This is a genomic window from Cyclobacterium xiamenense (genome assembly GCF_042140265.1).
Classification (GTDB): Bacteria; Bacteroidota; Bacteroidia; order Cytophagales; family Cyclobacteriaceae; genus Cyclobacterium; species Cyclobacterium xiamenense_A.
Genome location: NZ_CP159481.1, coordinates 4,471,572 through 4,489,905, shown reverse-complemented (window position 1 = coordinate 4,489,905; position 18,334 = coordinate 4,471,572). Strand labels below are relative to the sequence as shown.

General features: G+C 46.4%; 15 protein-coding genes, 1 tRNA gene and 1 pseudogene. 13 read left to right on the top strand and 4 right to left on the bottom strand.

The window, feature by feature from the left end; genetic code table 11:
• Positions 1 to 99: 99 nt before the first annotated feature.
• The 3 genes from ABWH99_RS18340 to ABWH99_RS18330 are packed head-to-tail and all read left to right on the top strand — an operon-like array spanning position 100 to position 3,023.
• Complete coding sequence (locus ABWH99_RS18340) at positions 100 to 876, top strand: PASTA domain-containing protein (protein WP_375583265.1); 777 nt, start codon at positions 100 to 102, stop codon at positions 874 to 876.
• The gene (locus tag ABWH99_RS18335; RefSeq protein WP_375583264.1) at positions 873 to 2,711 is read left to right on the top strand and encodes a T9SS type A sorting domain-containing protein; all 1,839 of its coding nucleotides are present in this window, start codon (positions 873 to 875) and stop codon (positions 2,709 to 2,711) included. Before ABWH99_RS18340 ends, ABWH99_RS18335 begins: the two co-directional genes overlap by 4 nt.
• Before the next feature lie 3 nt (positions 2,712 to 2,714).
• Positions 2,715 to 3,023 carry a rhodanese-like domain-containing protein gene (locus tag ABWH99_RS18330; RefSeq protein ID WP_375583263.1) on the top strand — a complete coding sequence of 103 codons (309 nt, stop codon included), beginning with the start codon at positions 2,715 to 2,717 and terminating at the stop codon, positions 3,021 to 3,023.
• Positions 3,024 to 3,450: 427 nt separating this feature from the next.
• Here ABWH99_RS18330 and ABWH99_RS18325 read toward each other — a convergent pair whose 3' ends face one another.
• The 4 genes from ABWH99_RS18325 to ABWH99_RS18310 all read right to left on the bottom strand — a co-directional run bounded on the left by ABWH99_RS18325 (position 3,451) and on the right by ABWH99_RS18310 (position 6,281).
• A complete protein-coding gene (locus ABWH99_RS18325; protein ID WP_375583262.1) occupies positions 3,451 to 3,657 on the bottom strand; it encodes an endonuclease domain-containing protein in 207 nt (68 codons plus the stop codon).
• Between the two features lie 348 nt (positions 3,658 to 4,005).
• The gene (locus tag ABWH99_RS18320; protein ID WP_375583261.1) at positions 4,006 to 4,212 is read right to left on the bottom strand and encodes an endonuclease domain-containing protein; all 207 of its coding nucleotides are present in this window, start codon (positions 4,210 to 4,212) and stop codon (positions 4,006 to 4,008) included.
• Positions 4,213 to 4,546: 334 nt separating this feature from the next.
• Positions 4,547 to 5,656 (bottom strand): site-2 protease family protein, encoded by a 1,110-nt coding sequence (locus tag ABWH99_RS18315; RefSeq protein ID WP_375583260.1) that lies wholly within the window; start codon positions 5,654 to 5,656, stop codon positions 4,547 to 4,549.
• Positions 5,649 to 6,281, bottom strand: a complete 633-nt coding sequence (locus tag ABWH99_RS18310) for an HAD family hydrolase (RefSeq protein ID WP_375583259.1) — start codon at positions 6,279 to 6,281, stop codon at positions 5,649 to 5,651. Before ABWH99_RS18310 ends, ABWH99_RS18315 begins: the two co-directional genes overlap by 8 nt.
• 134 nt (positions 6,282 to 6,415) lie before the next feature.
• On the opposite strand from ABWH99_RS18310, the gene ABWH99_RS18305 reads away from it, so the two are divergent.
• The 10 genes and pseudogenes from ABWH99_RS18305 to ABWH99_RS18260 all read left to right on the top strand — a co-directional run bounded on the left by ABWH99_RS18305 (position 6,416) and on the right by ABWH99_RS18260 (position 18,298).
• A tRNA-Ile gene (locus tag ABWH99_RS18305) sits at positions 6,416 to 6,489 on the top strand.
• An 855-nt stretch (positions 6,490 to 7,344) separates the two neighbouring features.
• The gene (locus tag ABWH99_RS18300; protein ID WP_375583258.1) at positions 7,345 to 9,417 is read left to right on the top strand and encodes a SusC/RagA family TonB-linked outer membrane protein; all 2,073 of its coding nucleotides are present in this window, start codon (positions 7,345 to 7,347) and stop codon (positions 9,415 to 9,417) included.
• A 15-nt stretch (positions 9,418 to 9,432) separates the two neighbouring features.
• Positions 9,433 to 10,542: pseudogene (locus ABWH99_RS18295) on the top strand (TonB-dependent receptor domain-containing protein); the annotation flags it as partial.
• A 100-nt stretch (positions 10,543 to 10,642) separates the two neighbouring features.
• Positions 10,643 to 12,085, top strand: coding sequence for a SusD/RagB family nutrient-binding outer membrane lipoprotein (locus tag ABWH99_RS18290; RefSeq protein WP_375583257.1), 1,443 nt, complete (start codon positions 10,643 to 10,645; stop codon positions 12,083 to 12,085).
• Positions 12,086 to 12,832: 747 nt separating this feature from the next.
• Positions 12,833 to 13,957, top strand: coding sequence for a Fic family protein (locus ABWH99_RS18285; protein WP_375583256.1), 1,125 nt, complete (start codon positions 12,833 to 12,835; stop codon positions 13,955 to 13,957).
• A gap of 134 nt (positions 13,958 to 14,091) precedes the next feature.
• Positions 14,092 to 15,255: a DUF262 domain-containing protein gene (locus ABWH99_RS18280; protein ID WP_375583255.1), complete on the top strand. Its 1,164-nt coding sequence runs from the start codon at positions 14,092 to 14,094 to the stop codon at positions 15,253 to 15,255.
• A gap of 4 nt (positions 15,256 to 15,259) precedes the next feature.
• Entirely contained in the window at positions 15,260 to 15,781 is a 522-nt protein-coding gene (locus ABWH99_RS18275; protein WP_375583254.1) for a HEPN domain-containing protein, read from the top strand.
• A 206-nt stretch (positions 15,782 to 15,987) separates the two neighbouring features.
• The gene (locus ABWH99_RS18270; RefSeq protein ID WP_375582538.1) at positions 15,988 to 16,284 is read left to right on the top strand and encodes a hypothetical protein; all 297 of its coding nucleotides are present in this window, start codon (positions 15,988 to 15,990) and stop codon (positions 16,282 to 16,284) included.
• 2 nt (positions 16,285 to 16,286) lie between these two features.
• Complete coding sequence (tnpB, locus tag ABWH99_RS18265) at positions 16,287 to 16,634, top strand: IS66 family insertion sequence element accessory protein TnpB (RefSeq protein WP_375582539.1); 348 nt, start codon at positions 16,287 to 16,289, stop codon at positions 16,632 to 16,634.
• Between the two features lie 74 nt (positions 16,635 to 16,708).
• Positions 16,709 to 18,298: an IS66 family transposase gene (locus tag ABWH99_RS18260; RefSeq protein ID WP_375582808.1), complete on the top strand. Its 1,590-nt coding sequence runs from the start codon at positions 16,709 to 16,711 to the stop codon at positions 18,296 to 18,298.
• Positions 18,299 to 18,334 lie beyond the last annotated feature (36 nt).

Genomic DNA, 18,334 nt, shown 5'->3' with positions numbered 1-18,334 from the left:
CTTTATCCTACTTCTTCTAAAATTATAGCTGTAATTTGCCGGTACTTAGGAAACGACCCGGGAAGCGGTTGCGCGTACTGGGAAATAAGTGTAACTACGATGAGTGAATTAAAAACAGGATTAAAAAAAATAGGAATGCACCTATTGATCATCATGGGCATTGCATTCGCCCTATTGTTGGTGTTTTTTAAAATCTATTTACCCGGATATACCCACCACGGCGAGTCCGTCACCGTTCCGGATCTGGAGGGCTTCGACTACGAAGAGGTACGTTCCTACCTGGAAGGCAGGGGACTCTTGCTGGAGATTGAGCCGGACAGCGGGTTTGTGGCCGAAGCGGATCCCCTGGAAGTGCTGAAGCAACATCCAAAACCCGGATCCAAAGTCAAGCAAAACCGGAAAATCTACGTGACGCTCAATGCCAGAAATGCACCCATGGTGCGCATGCCCAATCTGGTCAATACCCCATTGAAAAATGCCCAGGAAATCCTCGCTAATTTTGGTCTGGTCCGGGGAGACATTGTGTACGTGCCGGACATCGGTCTAAACGCGGTATTGGAACAAAAATACCGGGGAAGAGAGATCAAAGAAGGCTTTGAGATTCCCAAAGGTTCCCAAATAGACCTGGTGGTCGGGGACGGCCTCGGCAACCAGGTTTTGGAAATGCCTAACATCATTGGAATGGACGATGTGGAGGCAGAGTTCCTGATTCTCGGGTCGGGATTGAGTATGGGAACCATTAATTACGTCGAAACCGACACCGTACCCAAGGGAACGGTCATCAAGCAATTGCCGCCCCCCGGACTGGACATGAAGACCGGCGAACGCGTGGATGTATGGGTATCCCAACTGACCGATGAATTAAACTTTGAATGACCGCTCACGGAATCCTCGGTTTTTGCTGCCTTTTTTTACTGGGCCTTGCGCTTCCACCGGAAGTCCTGGCCCAATTTCGCCAATTGCCCCTGGTACCGAACCATCCGCAGGAAATGCCCACAAAGGAGGCATTGCGGACGCAGGAGATTCCCCTGAGTTTGCCCTTTTGGGACGATTTTTCAAGTGGTATCCTTTCGGAGGAAAAGTGGGAAACGCAAGGGGCCTTTCCTTCCTATAGCATCGGCATCCAGCCTCCCTCACTGGGCGTGGTATATTTGGATGGGGTGGATGCCAGCGGCAACCCCTACTCCCGAAATGCATTGGAAAATGGAGAAGGGGATGCGCTCCTATCTCTGCCCATTGATTTGACCGGAATCAGCGCTGCAGAAGAGGGGAGCCTCTACCTGAGCTTCTTCTGGCAGGCGGGCGGCAGGGGGGAGCAGCCCGATGCGCAGGATGCGTTGGTCCTGTCCTTTTTGGACGAACAGGGAAACTGGGTACCCGTCTGGACGCAGTCGGGTGGGGATGAGAACTCCCCGGAGGAGTTTCAGCAAGAAATCCTGCCCGTACCGCCCGCGTACCAACATGCCAATTTTCGGTTCAAATTCGGCCAAACCGGGCGCTTGTCCGGTCCTTTTGATACCTGGGTGGTCGATTACGTTTTTCTCAACAAAGGCAGAAGCGCGCAGGATCTGTTTCGCAGCGACCGCGCATTGACCCGACTCCCGGGCAGCCCCTTTGCGCCCTATCACGCCATTCCCCATTTTGAATTTGCGGGAGATCAGGTATCCGGAAGGGTGGAAAGCCAGTTCTACAACCTGACCAATCGCTTCCGGGCCATGCAATTTACGGTGGAGTTGCGGGAGCTGAGCTCGGGGCGGCTTATTGCCCAGCCGGATCTGAATAGTCCGATTAATCCGGTGCCGCAGGCGCTGGAACGCAGGGATTTTTTCAGCAGCCTTTCCGGGGAACTCGAATTGCTGACCGACAGCCCCTTTGACCTGCAGGTACAGGTGCAACTTTCTGCCGGAGATGGTTTTTTGGTGGAGTCCGTTACCGGTGAAGACACCTTGTTTCAGGAATCGGTGGATTTTCGACGAAACGATACCGCCCGCATGGTAATCCCCTTTCGGGATTTTTACGCCTACGATGACGGTTCGGCGGATTATGCGGCAGGTATCAATCAGCGGGGAGGCATGCTGGCCGTACAGTACCGGGCGCTGAATCCAGGTCGATTGACGGGGATCAGCATGAAATTTACCAATGCCCTCCAGCGTGGAAACGGCATTGAACTGATGGTCTGGGATTCCCTGGAAAACGAACCTTTGCTGCGGCAGGAAGTGGTGATTCCACCGGATACCGATCCGGCGGGATTTGCCTATTTCTCCATCGACACGACCGTGGTGGTACGTGACACTTTCTATGTGGGGTTTACCCAGTTTTCCAACGACTACCTGCACCTGGGCCTGGACAAAAGCAGCGATACCGGCGAGCGGATCTTTTACAACGTCCTGGGGGCCTGGCAGCAAAACGAGCAGGTACGCGGCAACCTGATGATCCGACCGCACCTCAGCCCGGAATTGCTTCCGGAGGGCGCCGAACCGGCGAATCCGGACGTTCGCCTGTACCCCAATCCGGTAACGGAGCGCTTGTGGATTCGTGGCGAGGTACAGGATGTGGTCGTGTACGATTTTCAGGGAAGGCAGATAAAAATCCCGCAGGAGGGGGATAAAAATGGGAAAATGCTTACTTTTACAGCGGTCCAGAAGGGGCTGTACCTCATCAAATACACGCAGGGTAACCGCGTAGTTACCGAGCGAATAATCGTTAAATAGGTTATGAAAGATATAGAAGTAGACGAATTGAAAGAACGTCTGGATAAGAACGAAAAGTTTGTGTTTATCGATGTGCGGGAGACCTACGAATACGAGGAAGATAACCTCGGTGCCTGGTTGATTCCTTTGGCCCAGTTGCCTCATAAGTTGGCCGAATTGGAGCCTCACAAAGAAGAAGAGATCATCATCCATTGCCGTTCCGGCGCCAGGAGTGGCAATGCCAAGCAATTTCTCGAAAGCAAGGGATTTCCCAAGGTACGAAACGTGCTTGGCGGAATTTTGGCCTACCGGGAATTGGAGGAAGAGGACTGAAATTTCGCGAGGTCGCATTTCCCGGGTAGCGCAGGGCTGCTACGCTCCAACAAGGTCCAGGAACAAATCTTAATGCCAGAAACGTACCTAAAAACCTGATCGTAAGCAAATCCCCCTTGCCCCCTTATTAAGGGGGATTCATGTACGTTCGACTTGGTCGTCTGAAAAAACCTGTTCCTACCCCAAGCCGATTACATTGGCAAAATTCAGCAGAGAATTCCAATTTCAGCAAATCCCCCTTGCCCCCTTATTAAGGGGGAATCATGTACGTTCGACTTGGTCGTCTGAAAAAACCTGTTCCTACCCCAAGCCGATTACATTGGCAAAATTTAGCAGTGATTTCCAATTTCTGCAAATCCCCCTTTTTTCAAGGGGGCAAGGGGGATTTTTTTAAAGGTTTTAAACTTGAACTAAAACTATTTTCCGGTTAGTAGCCTTCAGCATGGAAGTAGCTTACTCCATCAATTTCAATGACCAATGGTAATCTCTTGCAGTAAAAATCGACAATAAAATCTGCTAATGGCTTTTGCCTGTTACATGCGTAGCCTCGAAATTGACTTGCCCGTAGTTTTTGCCAAAATAAAACCTCGGATAGCGTTGAATGAGATCGTACTTCTCTTGAAAATTCTTTCAAATTTTTGTTGCAGGGAAGAAATCGCCTGAAAGAACCTAAAAATTATCCATTAAACCTCAATTTTTTACTTAGAAATTTTAATTCGTAAGGAGGGGATTTTTCAGATGGTTTCCTTTATTCTATATACGGATTTATTGATAGTTACGTAGGTAAATCCCCCTTGCCCCCTTATTAAGGGGGAATCATGTACGTTCGACTTGGTCGTCTGAAAAAACCTGTTCCTACCCCAAGCCGATTACATTGGCAAAGTTCAGCAGTGAATTCCAATTTCAGCAAATCCCCCTTTTTTAAAAGGTGCAAGGGGGATTTTTTTCAAGGTTTTAAACTTGAACTAAAACTATTTTCCGGTTAGTAGCCTTCAGCATGGAAGTAGCTTACTCCATCAATTTCAATGACCAATGGTAATCTCTTGCAGTAAAAATCGACAATAAAATCTGCTAATGGCTTTTGCCTGTTACATGCGTAGCCTCGAAATTGACCTGCCCGTAGTTTTTGCCAACGTAAAACCTCGGATAGCGTTGAATGAGATCGTACTTCTCTTGAAAATTCTTTCAAATTTTTGTTGCAGGGAAGAAATCGCCTGAAAGAACCTAAAAATTATCCATTAAACCTCAATTTTTTACTTAGAAATTTTAATTCGTAAGGAGGGGATTTTTCAGATGGTTTCCTTTATTCTATATACGGATTTATTGATAGTTACGTAGGTAAATCCCCCTTGCCCCCTTATTAAGGGGGAATCATGTACGTTCGACTTGGTCGTCTGAAAAAACCTGTTCCTACCCCAAGCCGATTACATTGGCAAAATTCAGCAGAGAATTCCAATTTCAGCAAATCCCCCTTTTTTAAAGAGGGCAAGGGGGATTTTTTCAAGGTTTTAACTAGATAACCGTTACTCGATCATGAAAGGTTGGGGGATAAAGCAAAGGACAAAGATCAGGATAGCGATCCAGCCGATAAGCTTTCGTCGGTCGTCCAGGGGGCGGCCGTCGGGTACTTCCGGGTGGCGGATGCCCAGGACCCGTCCGATAAGAAACGCAAACAGCAGCCAGCCGGAATACCCTTGAATGCCGGGGAAAAAGCTGGAAAGGCTGTATTGGAGGGCGGCAATGCCCAGGGCCAGTAGCCATTGGTTGGCCGGGGATAATCCGGATTTGCGGAAGCAGATATACAAAAAGCCGATGTACAGCGGTAGGGCGAATACCAGGTAACTGAGTTCTTCAAAGGGGCTTACCACCCCCAGTCCGGCAAAAAACAAAAAAACGGTATAGGCGATCAGGGACATTTCCTTGTGCAGTTTGGGAAAGAGGCCAAAGACCACGTGTCCCCCATCCAGTTGTCCAATGGGCAGCAGGTTTATGGCCGTAAAGAACAGGGCCAGGTAGCCGGCAAACAAGTAGGGGTAATGGATCACCTCGGCCATTTCCGGCATTCTTTCCGGGTCGGCCAGGGTCTCCTGCATCAGCCAAAACAGGAGATTGTAGCCCAGTTCCAGGTCCATCACATTTTCATCCGCTGCTTTGTCGTAATTGGGATCGGCGTATTCCGGGTGTATTTCGTAGATATACGAAGCCTCCGGCAGGTGGGTAAATCCATACGCCAATACGGCCACAGCCAGCACAAACCCCGCCAGGGGTCCGGCTACGCCGATGTCGAAAAACTTTTTGCGGCTACTGACCAGGCTTTTCATCTGAATGACGGCGCCGAAGGTCCCGATAGAGGGGGCGCCGATAAATCCCAGCCAGGCCGGAATAAAGAAGGGCAGCGAGGAGCGTACCCGGTGGTAGATGGAGGTCAGCAGATGTCCGAGTTCGTGTACCAGCAGGATGCCCAAAAAGGGTACGGAAAACTCCAGGGAGCGCAGAAAGTAGGGCCAGGTGAGCGGTTTTTCACTGGAGAGGATGCTGCGTCCAAACAGCCATTCCCCTCCGGCGAGGGTGGTGGCAATCAGCGTCAAGAAAAAGAGAAATCCGTGTTTGAAGTAGTCTTTGGTACTATACATGTTGTTGGAAAAAGTGGATCAGCGCTTTTGGATGGTCGATGTGGTGGGTTTGTATGCCAACCTTCTCTGCTCCCAAAAGGTTTTCTTTCAAGTCATCAAAAAACAGACATGCTTCCGGTTTGGCGCCCAAGGTTTGCAACACCGATTGGTAGATCGCTTCCCCGGGTTTACGCAGGCCCATCTCGTGACTCAGAAACAAGTGATCGAATAGCCGAGGCCAGGTATTTTCGGGGAGTTTTTGCAAAAACACCTGTTCCACCACTGTAAAATGGATGGAATTGGTATTGCTCAGCAGGTACAGGGGGTAGCGTTGTTTGAGTTGTAGCAGCAGGTCGATGCGTTCCTGAGGGATATCCACGAGCAGGCTGTTCCAGACCTCGTCGATCCAGGCATCTTCCCAATCTGCGGTGAAGTAGTCCCGCACGCCGTTTCGAAAGGCGGCTTCGTCGATTTTTCCCGTTTCCAGGTCCATGTGCAGCGGGGATACCATAAATTCCTTTACCAGGGGATGTTTGTCTTCCGGCAGGCGGCTATAGAGTTTGTCAAAGGTTCGCTGGTAGTCAATATCGTAGATTACATTCCCCAGGTCAAAGATCAGGTGTTGGATTTCCGGACGGTTTTTCATGCAGGTATAAGTTGTGAAAGTAAAATCAAATATGTAACATTGCAGTCCCAAAAGCAAGGTAAAACGGGTGAAAAGCCACTTTCGGAGCCTCCGAGGGATTTGCACAAAATAGCCGGCTTTTGGGAGTATGTTGAGGGCCTATAGCTCAGTTGGTTAGAGCTTCTGACTCATAATCAGGAGGTCCCTGGTTCGAGCCCAGGTGGGCCCACAAGCCGCTTCGTTTCGAAGCGGCTTTATTGTTTGTCCCTGAAATAGCGATTGCTGCTGACTGCCTGGAAAGCTTTCGGGGCAGGAGGATCCCGGTTAGAGCCCAAGTGGGTCTAACATATCTTCGATTATCAGGTGGTTACAATAATTTGATGCACATTTACCAAATCCATGTAGAGGAAATTAGTCCTGTCAGTTAATGCTGGCAGGATTTTTTTTGTCTGATCTCGAAAGATCAGCGGGCTGTAATGGAGGATCAAGGATCAAGCGAAAAAGTTCGTTGGCCATATCATTTTTTGATCACTATATAACCGGTTTCCTGTGATCGTCCAAAGTGGCACGGTTTGAACCAATATGAAAGGCATAGGACCTACCGTTTCAGCGCCAGACCTGCGACCTGCTTAAAAAAAGCTTAAACAGTTTGGCCCGGAATCACTGGCATACAAATACCGGATGGCTGGAATTAGACGAACCGTTACATTCTGCTGGTAATCGGTAAGTAGTGATAGTATCCGGTAGCTGTTTCAATCCTGGCTTAACCTAAGAATTACTAATCAGGGCAATCTAAGGCATATACTGTTCCCTCTGTTGCAAATGGCATTTGGAGGGTATATGTTTTGGCATACTCCGGGCACATCCCTTTCTTTTGGAATCGTACCAAAAATAGTGCTACCAAATTGAATTTCATCTATTTAGCAGTTTTGTTTCCTGTAAAAATATCTTAGAAGGTAGCATCAATCTTGATTCGACGACTACAGTTGGTATACATAACACTGTCTTTGCTAGCTTTTTCTTCGGATCGAAAAAACATTAAGATTACAAAATTGTAACAATCGAGTAAAAAACAAATAATATTATGATCAAATACTTACTAACAATCCTATGCTTTAGTCTGTCAGTGAAGGTAGTTTTCGCACAGACTACTGAGGTACGCGGGACGATTATATCGTCCGAAGAGTCTGATCCCATCCCGGGAGTCAGTATACTTGTAAAAGGTACCAATATCGGTACGATCTCCGATTTAGAAGGAGAATATTCCATTGCTGTTCCTGCGGGGAGTACAACGCTTCGGTTCTCCTTTATTGGTCTTTCCAGTCAAGAGATCGAAATCGGCGGACGGACGGTAATTGACGTTACCATGGATCCGGATGTCAAATCACTTGCTGAGGTGGTGGTAACCGCCCTCGGCGTATCTCGAGAAAAGGCGTCTTTAGGCTATGCTGTACAGTCGGTGGATGCAGAGCGCTTGGCAGAAACCCGAGAAACCAACATTGTCAATGCCTTGCAGGGGCAAATAGCCGGGGTTCAGATACAAGGTTCGCCGGGTGCAATTGGTGGTTCTTCCCGTATCACCATCCGTGGTGCCAATTCTTTTTTGGGTGAAAACCAGCCGCTATTTGTTGTGGACGGTATGCCCATTAATAACGATAATTATGCTTCTACTGCCCAACAACGAGGCTTTGGCGGTGGTAGTTACGACTACGGCAACGCGGCTTCCGACATTAACCCAGCGGATATTGCTTCGATGGAAGTGTTGAAAGGCGCTGCGGCAACGGCACTATACGGTACGCGAGGATCTAACGGGGTGATTTTGATCACGACAAAGAGTGGTGGCACCAAAAAGGGGCTAGGGGTGGAAGTTAATTCTACTACGACCTTCGAAAATCCCATGGCCCTTATGGCTCACCAGCAACTCTATGGTGGAGGTGATATTTCTCCTACTGAGTCCGGCTTTGTGGAGTTTACGGAAAATGGCCAGCAGTTTCTTGCCCCCATTTATGCCAAAGATGGTGCTTGGGGCCCTCGTTACGATCCGAACGTCAGCGTACGCCACTGGGACTCTTGGGATAAGGATTCCCCCAACTATGGTGAAACCCGTCCTTGGGTCGCTCCTCCTATGGGGTACGAAAGCTTTTTCGAAACGGGTATAACACGGCAAAACAGTTTAGCTGTTACTGGATCTAACGACGTTGGCAGCTTCCGCTTGAGCTACACAAATCTGGACCAAGAGGGTGTGATCCCTAATTCTAATCTCTCGCGAAACACCATCAGTATTAACACCAGTTATAAGGTATCTGACCGCCTTACGGCTTCAGCCGCAGGTAGCTTGGTTCTTCAAGCTGCAGATGGCCGCAACGTTACAGGCTATGATAATGCTAATCCAATGCAAGGCTTTACGCAATGGTGGCAAACTCAGTTGAATGTTGACAGGTTGAAAAACGATCGGTTCACAGATGGGCGTCAGCAAACCTGGAATCCAATAGGACCGGTTATTGACCCCGAAACCGGTGAATTGATTTCTTTCAACCACCGTCCACGTTTCTTCGACAATCCATACTGGGTGCGAAGAAACTATTTACAGGAGGACACCCGCGATCGATTCTTCGGCAACTTCAACCTGAATTACAGGATCATGGATGGCCTGAGTTTCAATCTAAGGGCGATGCGGGATGGGTTTACGTTCCGTTCCCGCGAAGGTATCCCGCAGGGGGGCATTACGCAGTCCAGCTATGCTGAGGATGTCAGGACGTTTTCAGAGACCAACTTAGAAGCCAAATTACTTTACGATAAGCGGTTAAGTGACGATTTGTCAGTGACTGCGATGGTTGGTGGTAACTTGATGAATCAGAGCAATACCCGTAACAGGATCAACACAGTAGGGGGCTTGGCGTTGGATGGTTTCTTCAATATTGCCAACTCAGTCGGTTCGGCGCAGGTAGTTACTGCGGAGGAAAACAGGGCCATCAACAGCTTGTTTGCTACTTCTTCTATTGGGTTTAAGGATATGGCTTATGTTGATTTGGCGCTGCGTGGCGACTGGTCTTCTACTTTACCCACCGACAATAACAACTATTGGTATCCTTCCATATCCTCCAGCTTTGTGTTTACAGAGCTGGAAGCGTTGCGAAACTCGTTCCTTTCCTTTTGAAAACTTCGTGTAGGTTATGGTCAAGCAGCTAATGATGCGTCTCCCTATCTACTACGAAATGTCTTTCAAAATCTAGTACCTAACTTTGGTAACTTTCCTCGGTATACCGTACCGTTGGGTAGCCCCAACGCCGATCTTCGCCCGGAACGTACAAATGAGATCGAGTTTGGTTTAGAGTTTGCCGTGCTAAATGATCGGCTCTCTTTTGATGTTTCCTACTATGATCGTACCACGGTAGACCAGATTTTCAACGTTCCCTCCTCAGCTTCAACCGGATTTACATCAAGGATATTGAACGCTGGATCTATGCGTAATCGAGGCATCGAAGTGATGATGAACGCGCGCCCTGTAATCAAAAATGACTTTACCTGGGATTTGATGGTAAACTTTGCGACCTTCAATAACGAGGTAATCGAATTGGCACCTGGCGTTGAGAATATTATCGCCGGCACAACTTGGGCTGCCGATGTGCGCGTACAGGAGGGCTTCCCTTACATGTCCCTTTTCGGAGCAGATTTTCGCCGAAATGACGCCGGCCAGATAATAGTGGGGGCTAATGGGTTTCCGTTGGTAAACAGCGATAGGGAATTTTTGGGTAGTACTATTGCCGACTTTGCAGGCGGTATTCGAAACAGTTTTTCTTACAAAGGTTTGGAATTAAGCGCCCTGATAGACTATCAAGGAGGAGGAATCATACACTCGACTTCCTTGCAGTGGTCCAAATACTCAGGTATGGATCCGGTAACCGCTGAAAACAATGTACGCGAAACCGGACTCGTCGTACCGGGTGTCACAGAGTCTGGAGAGACGAATACCGTGTCCGTCACGCCGCAAGCGTATTACCAAACCATCTGGTCAGTAGCAGCTCCAAACGTTTTCGATGCTTCTTTTGTCAAACTTCGGGAAGTTTCGTTGGGGTATAGCCTGCCCAATAGCTTGATCTCCAAATTACCTGTACGTGATGTCCGCTTTCGTTTGTTTGGCCGTAACTTGGCTATCCTGCACAGTAACCTACCCTACCTTGATCCGCAAGGAGTGAACGGCGCAGGGAACCTTCAGGGATTGGAAAACGCACAGGTGCCGACTACGCGTTCCATGGGCTTCGACATCAGCTTTAAATTCTAAGCGTTTTCGTCAATTCAGCAGGTAGGCGATATTCCCAAAGGTAATGTTTTACCTGCTTGTTCAACCCTGTTTAAATGACTATTTAAAATTTTAACTTATCATGAAACATATTGCAAATTACCTAATGATCTTGTTCCTCTCCAGCTTAGGAGTTATGAGCTGTACAGAAGGCTTCGATGAGATGAATACAGATCCCAACAATCCCGTAGAGGTTCCGGCCGAGAATCTGCTTACACAGGCGGAGTTTTCTCTTTCCAATTTGATGTGGGGAGGTGGGCTTAACTACGGATTTGGAATGTTGATGGTACAGCACTTCTCCCAAAGTGAGTATGCGGAGGATACACGATTTAACCAAAACCCTTCTGACTTCGACGGTATTTGGAACACCTTCTATGCCAATGGCATGAATGACCTGCAGGCAGCCATGCAAATCACCGCGGACTATGGCGGTATCACAGAAGTTCAGCGGGATAATCGTATGGCTATACTGGAACTACTTCGTATTTGGTCTTTTCAGAACGTGACAGACATTTGGGTAAATGTACCTTATTCACAGACCTTCAATGCCGCTGAGTTCCCAAATCCTACGTACGATAGACAGCAGGACATTTATGCCGGTTTAGTTGGTGAAATCGACGCAGCGCTTGGTAAAATTACAATTGGTTCCCCAAGCTTCAATTCGGGAGATATTTTTTATGGGGGCGACATGGCCATGTGGCAGCGGTTCGGTAACTCGCTTAAGGTACGGCTCGGGATGCGGATGGCTGACGTTGATCCCGCTACAGCCTCCCGGGTGGTTTCTGAAGCCTTTGCTGCTGGTGTTATCAGTTCGTACGACGAAGGTTTTCACTTCCCTTTCCAGTCCGACCAGCGCTTAGCCAATCCCTTATTCGTGAATCATTTCATCAATAACCGTGACGATTTTACGCTGTCTGATGTGTTGGTAGACGCGTTGAAAGAACGTAACGACCCCCGTCTAACGGTATACGCGAAGCCGAACGTGGGTGGTGAGTTTGTTGGGCTGCCCTTTGGCCTTACCGATGGCGAGACGTTTGCCTTGCAGGGCACCGCTTCCAGGCCAAGCGACCTACTGCGGTCCGCTACAGCTCCAGCATACCTATTGACCGATGCCGAAATGAAGTTTTTTGAGGCGGAGGCTATTGAAAGGGGCTTTATCAACGGAGATGCTGCGGCGGCATATAACGCAGCGGTTGCTGCTTCTATGATGCAATGGGGATTTACCGACCAAGCAGCAGTAGATGCATACTTGGCCGAGCCCATCAACTCCTATGATGCCGCCAACTGGAAAAATACCATTGGTATGCAAAAGTGGATCGCTCTTTATGGCAACGGTATTGAGGCTTGGGCAGAATGGAGAAGGATGGACGTACCCCAGCTGGCGGTTCCTGTCGCTGCTGTACGCCAGTATATTCCTGTAAGGGCTTTATATCCCGCTGTAGAGCTGGGAAATAACCCTACCTCAGTCGCCGAAGCCGGATATGAAAACGAAATGAACATCAAACCTTGGTGGGATGCGAATTAAATTTAAAACAGTCAGTTGACTTGTGCAAGTAAAAGCCGCTTCCATATCGGAAGTGGCTTTTACTTTATTGGACATTTTTATAAAATTTATTTACCCATACGCTCGGATAGCTGATCGGTTAGCAGTGGGATTATAGTCGAGCTACGACCGTAGCGGTTGCGGTTGATAGATAGTAGAAATAAGGTTGAAATAGTGGCCCACGGGTTCGGGTTTTATTGGGAACTTAGTATTTATTCGTAGTTACCAGATACTGATAGGTATTTTTGGTCTGTTGGTTACTTTTCGCAATCTTTTGAGCCTACCATTCTGGATATTTAGAGAACTGTTTGGGGCAAAGAATGGATCTTTTCGATAGATGACCTACTTTTTTGAGAGCAGTGGATTTGCAGGGCTGGGATTCAACAGTTTTTTTCCTGAATGCTTGTGCCATCCTGGATTCGATGACCGTTTATGTTTTCTTTACCGGAAAAAGCAGACGCTCTCCGAAAAGGAAGCCTTCGATTTACCGGAAGGTGGCAATCCACTTGATGCAGGATCGATGCATTGCAAGTGGAGATATTAGCGTAGCCTCTGGCAGCATCCCCCGCCCATAAGGGAAGTAGCCGCAAGGGCTGCGGTTGGCCAGTAGTTACCGCCAAGCAGAAAAACGACAATGCGGAGATTAATTGCTGTAATCTGAGCATATTTTGCGGAGAAAGTTTCATTTGCGGAGAATAAAGAGTATATTTGTCGCATAATTTGCGGAGAATGCAAGTCTATATACACGAAAAAGAAAACTGGACTGACTTCACTTGGGACAATAAGAAAGTGTTAATAAAACTTGGTGAGGCTAGAAATCAACAAGGCAGACTTATTGGGAAAATGGAATCGCTAGGCTTTGATTTGCAGAATGAAGCGGTTTTGAACACTCTTACTTTAGATGTTATCAAATCATCTGAAATCGAAGGCGAGTTTTTGGAAATTGAACAAGTACGTTCTTCAATTGCTCGTCGACTAGGAATTGATATAGCCGGAGCAGTGCTATCGGAACGCCATGTTGACGGAATAGTTGAAATGATGCTTGACGCTACACAAAGATATGATTTGCCTTTGACTAAAGACAGATTGTTTGGTTGGCATGCAGCGTTATTCCCGTCAGGTTGGAGTAATCTATATAAAATCACAGTTGCAGACTGGAGAAAAGACACGACTGGTCCAATGCAAGTTGTATCGGGACCTATGGGAAAAGAAAAAGTTCATTATCAAGCTCCAAGTTCAGACAGGATAGAACCAGAAATGAGAAGATTCTTTGACTGGTTTGAAAACGAGCCTGAAACAGATTTGGTTCTTAAAGCGGCTATTGCTCATTTATGGTTCGTGACAATTCATCCATTCGACGATGGAAACGGACGAATTTCGAGAGCAATTACCGATATGACATTGGCACGTTCTGACAAAAGTATCAGGCGGTTCTATAGTATGTCTGCACAAATTAGAGTTGAAAGAAAACAGTATTATGAAAAACTTGAAAAAACACAAAAAGGAAATTCAGATATTACAGAATGGGTTTTGTGGTTTTTGCAATGTTTAATAAATGCTATTGACTCCACAGATGAGACTTTATCGAAAATACTTCATAAAGCAGAATTTTGGAAAATACATTCCACCACAATTCTCAATGATAGACAGCAAAAAATAATAAACAGACTACTTGATGGATTTGAAGGAAAGTTAACAACCTCGAAATGGGGAAAAATTAACAAGTGCTCACAAGATACAGCTCTTCGAGATATTCAAGATTTGATTAGGAAGGATATCTTACAAAAAGAAGCGAGCGGTGGACGAAGCACAAATTATGAATTGAAAGAAATGGCAGGCGGTAACAATGTATAAAAATAATAGCCGAAATAGTAGTAAATTCAAGGCTTGTAGCCCGCATCAACTTTTGTGTAATTTGACAGGAAAGTACCACGCAGTCGGCTACTATTCTTATGCTAACCGTTCTCATCCATTTAAAAAGTAAAAAAATGATAGAAGAAAATTCAAACTGGTACTTAGATGAAACCGACGATGAAGAAATGGATTTTTCATTTACGGAGTACGATTTAACTTCTGCCCCTAATGATTTTAATATCAAGACCATATATGATTTTATCGAATCTGGAGTACTTAAAATTCCAGGATTTCAAAGGAATTATGTTTGGGATATAAAGAGGGCATCTAAACTAATAGAGTCTTTAATTATGGGGCTTCCTGTTCCACAAGTCTTCCTATTTGAAGAAGGAAGAAATGAATTTCTATTAATTGATGGTCAGCAGAGACTTATGACCATTTATTATTTTATAAAAAAGCGTTTTCCACGAAAAGAAAAAAGAACAGAACTTAGAAGAATTTTTTCGGAGAAAGGTCAAATCCCAGAAGAAGTTTTACATGATAAAGAATATTTCTCAGATTTTGCTCTGAAACTCCCTGAAAAACTACCTAATGCCCCAAACAAACTTAAAGATTTAAACTACGCAACTTTAGGTGAATTCAAATTTGCATTTGACTTAAGGACGATTAGGAATGTGATTATTAAACAAAACCTTCCTCCTAATGATAATTCTGCTGTTTATGAAATATTTCATCGCCTAAATTCTGGTGGAGTAGTTCTTAAACCTCAAGAAATCAGATCGAGTATATATCATTCTAAATTTTATGAAATGCTATTTAGGGTTAATCTAAATGATAATTGGCGGAATCTAATTAATAGACCAAATCCTGATTTACACTTAAAAGACGTCGAAATAATTCTGAGAGGTTTTGCAATGTTAATGGATAAGGACAATTACAGTCCTTCAATGACAAAATTTTTAAATAATTTTTCACATAAGGCTAAATCATTTACGGAAGATTCAATTGAATACTTTGAAAACCTATTCTATTCCTTTACAAATGAAGCTATGAATTTTGGGCATGGAGCATTTGTTTCTTCAAGAACGAATAGAATTAATGTATCTGCGTATGAAGCGATTTTTAATAGTTTAACTGAACAGGCCTTTAGTCAAAAGCAATTAAATGTTAAATCAGCTATTCCAGAAAATTTACATGTTCTTTTTGAAGATACTGATTTTTCTGAAGCTACAGAAAAAGACACAGCAGGAACATCCAACGTTAAAATAAGAATTGATAGAGCAAGACAAATCCTGTAATGATATGTCTGAAATAATAAAAAGGATATATGAAAATAATAATGCTTTAATCGAATATCTCGATACAATGCAGCAGCCCTCATTTAGGATTGAAGCAGAACTCAATTTTAAGAAAGGGTTACTGCTTAGTATTGCCAGTTTATTCGAAAAAGAAGTCACGGATATTTTAACTGAATTTGTATCAAAAAAATCAAATACAAACGAATTAGTGGTTTCTTTCTTCAACAATAAAGCGATAAAGCGACAATATCACACATTATTCAGTTGGGATTCTTCAAATGCAAATTCGTTTTTTGGACTGTTTGGTAATGATTTCAAAAACAAAATGAAAGAAAGAGTTCGAAGCGAAGAAAGGTTTGAAAGAGCAATAAAATCGTTTTTGGCATTAGGCAATCTTAGAAACCAACTCGTTCATAAGAACTTTGCCGAATTTCACATTGATAAAACCGCTAAAGAGTTACATGATGAATTCTATGAAGCTTTGTATTTTATAGCTGAATTGAAGAATGAATTAGAAAACGGATGAGAACAATGGCTATGATGTCCATGCCTCCTAAACATCGGCACGGTACATAGCCAAACCGTTCCACAAAGGAACCCGTTAATTGACCCTAGCATGCCAAAAACCAAAGCCTTTTTCGGCAGAAAATTCAACCCCAAACGTAGTCCCACTGTAAGCGAACGCCCACCCCCATCTATTTTTTCTGGCAGGGGTTCGAGACCTTTGCCTGCATGAAAGATTTACAAACTATTTCCCCCAGGGATTATTATCATTCCCTTTATGAAGAGTGGAAGGCCAGTGGTATTTCCGTCGGTCTGTTCTGCAAGCAATCCTCAGTCAAGTACGCCACTTTCCGGTACTGGTCCAAGAAGTTTGGGCAGGAAAAGAATGTGGACACAGGTTTTACCGAGTTGCGTGTTAGCGATCCCGAACCTGAGCCTGTTGCGGTATTGAACTTTCCCAACGGGACCAGGCTTTCCTTTCAGCGCCTTCCGGATACCGCCTGGCTCAGAGCGCTGATATCGTAAGCATGCTTTCCCTTTCCTCTTCGGTACGCTATTTTCTATACCACAAGCCTGCCGACATGCGCTGCGGAATTTACTCCCTTGCCGGCCTTGTCCAAAACAATCTGGGACTTGATCCCCTTTCGGGTGACGTGTTTATTTTTATAGGCAAACGCGGCAACCAAATGCGTTTGCTCCAGTGGGACGGAGACGGCTACGCCATGTACATCAAGCGTCTGGAGTCGGGTACGTTCGAGCGTCCTAAAAACAGCAAAACACTGGTTTCCGCCAGGGAGCTGACCCTGGTTTTGCAGGGCGTGAAGCTTGCTTCCGTACAACTCAGAAAGCGGTACGAAAGGAATATTTTCACTTAAAAAAAAGTGAAAAATATTGTAAAAAAGTGGCCTTTAAATGATTTAAAGTCACTTTTTATATTTATTTTTATACTATGAATACAGCCGTACCGGACTATAAAGCGCTCTACCTGGAAAGCCAAAAACAGTTGGCCGAAAGCAGGCGCATGCTACTGGAAACGGAACTCAAACTTAAGTTAGCCCTACTGGACGCAGCCGAACTGCGGCGCAGGCACTTCTCCTCCTCAAAATCCGACAACCGGGTGAGCGGTTCGGGCAACGGGCAGCTGGGCCTCTTCCCCTTGGGTGCCGGGGAAGCCGATGTTCAAGCCTCCGAGGAGCTTACTGCCGCCGAGGTGGAAAAGGCGAACCTGGAGCAGGACATACAGGCACGCAAGCGTAGGAAAGCCGCAGCCCGAGGTCCCCGCATGGTGTTTCCCGAAAGCCTGGAGCGGGAAATCGATATCATAGACCCCAACCAAAACCTGGAAGGATACAAAATCATCGGAGAAGAAACCAGCGAGGTGTTGGTGATGGTACCCGCCAGTTTTAAAGTGCGCAGGACCGTTCGCAGGAAATGGGCCCTCATTGACCCTTCGCAAACCGGCAAAAAGGGAGTGCTGATCGCCCCAATCCCTTCCAGGACCGTAAACAGGGGACTCTTCGATGAATCGGTTCTGGCCCACCTGCTTACCTCCAAATTCGTGGATCACCTTCCCCTGTACAGGCAGCAGCAGATGTTCAGGCGAATAGGGCTCGAAATCCCCGCCTCCACGCTCATCGACAACACCAATGCAGCCTGTAAAGCAATCACCCCAATCTACAACGCACTCAAGCGCGAAACCCTGGCCAATCTCTATCTACAGGCAGACGAAACCCGGATGCAGGTACTCGAAAACGGAGGCGTGAAGGGTTCCTCCCATAGGGGTTTCGTGTGGGCCTATCATGCCCCCGTGGACGGGTTGGTATTCTTTGACTACCGGACCGCCAGGAACAAATCCGGCCCAGAGGAGATATTGGCCAATTACAAGGGCGTGGTCCAGACAGATGCCTATGAGGTTTACCATAGTCTTTTTGCCCGCAACAAAGGCATAAAGCACTATTATTGTATGGCTCATATCCGCCGCAAGTTCGACGAGGCAGCAGTTTATGACAGAGATAGGGCTTCTTGGGCGGTGGGGACGATTGCCAAACTGTATGCAGTAGAAAAACAGATCAGGGAAGCCGAACCGCCCCTTCCCGAAAACCTCATCGTCAAAAAACGGGTGGAGGAATCCCAACCCATACTGCGGGAAATCCACGACTGGATGCTCGCCGAGTATCCCAAGGTACTCCCTTCCTCACCGATAGGAAGGGCAATCGCCTATGCACTTCCGCTCATGGACAGCATGAAGCTATACACCCTCCACGGACAACTTCAGATTGACAACAACCTTATTGAAAACGCCATCAGACCGATTGCCCTGGGACGGAAAAACTACCTGTTCGCTGGTACCCACGCCACTGCTCAGAACGCCGCAATGATCTACTCCCTGTTCGCGACTTGCAAAAAGCACGAGGTAAATCCCCATGACTGGCTGCTCGACGTGCTGCGAAAACTCAACAACCCCACCTATGACGGCAAGTTCTCCGACCTGCTGCCCCACAGATGGAAAAATCATCAAGGGAATCCCAGAAAATTTTAATAGGGGGTTGGCCGTTTGCTTACGTCCCACTGCCGA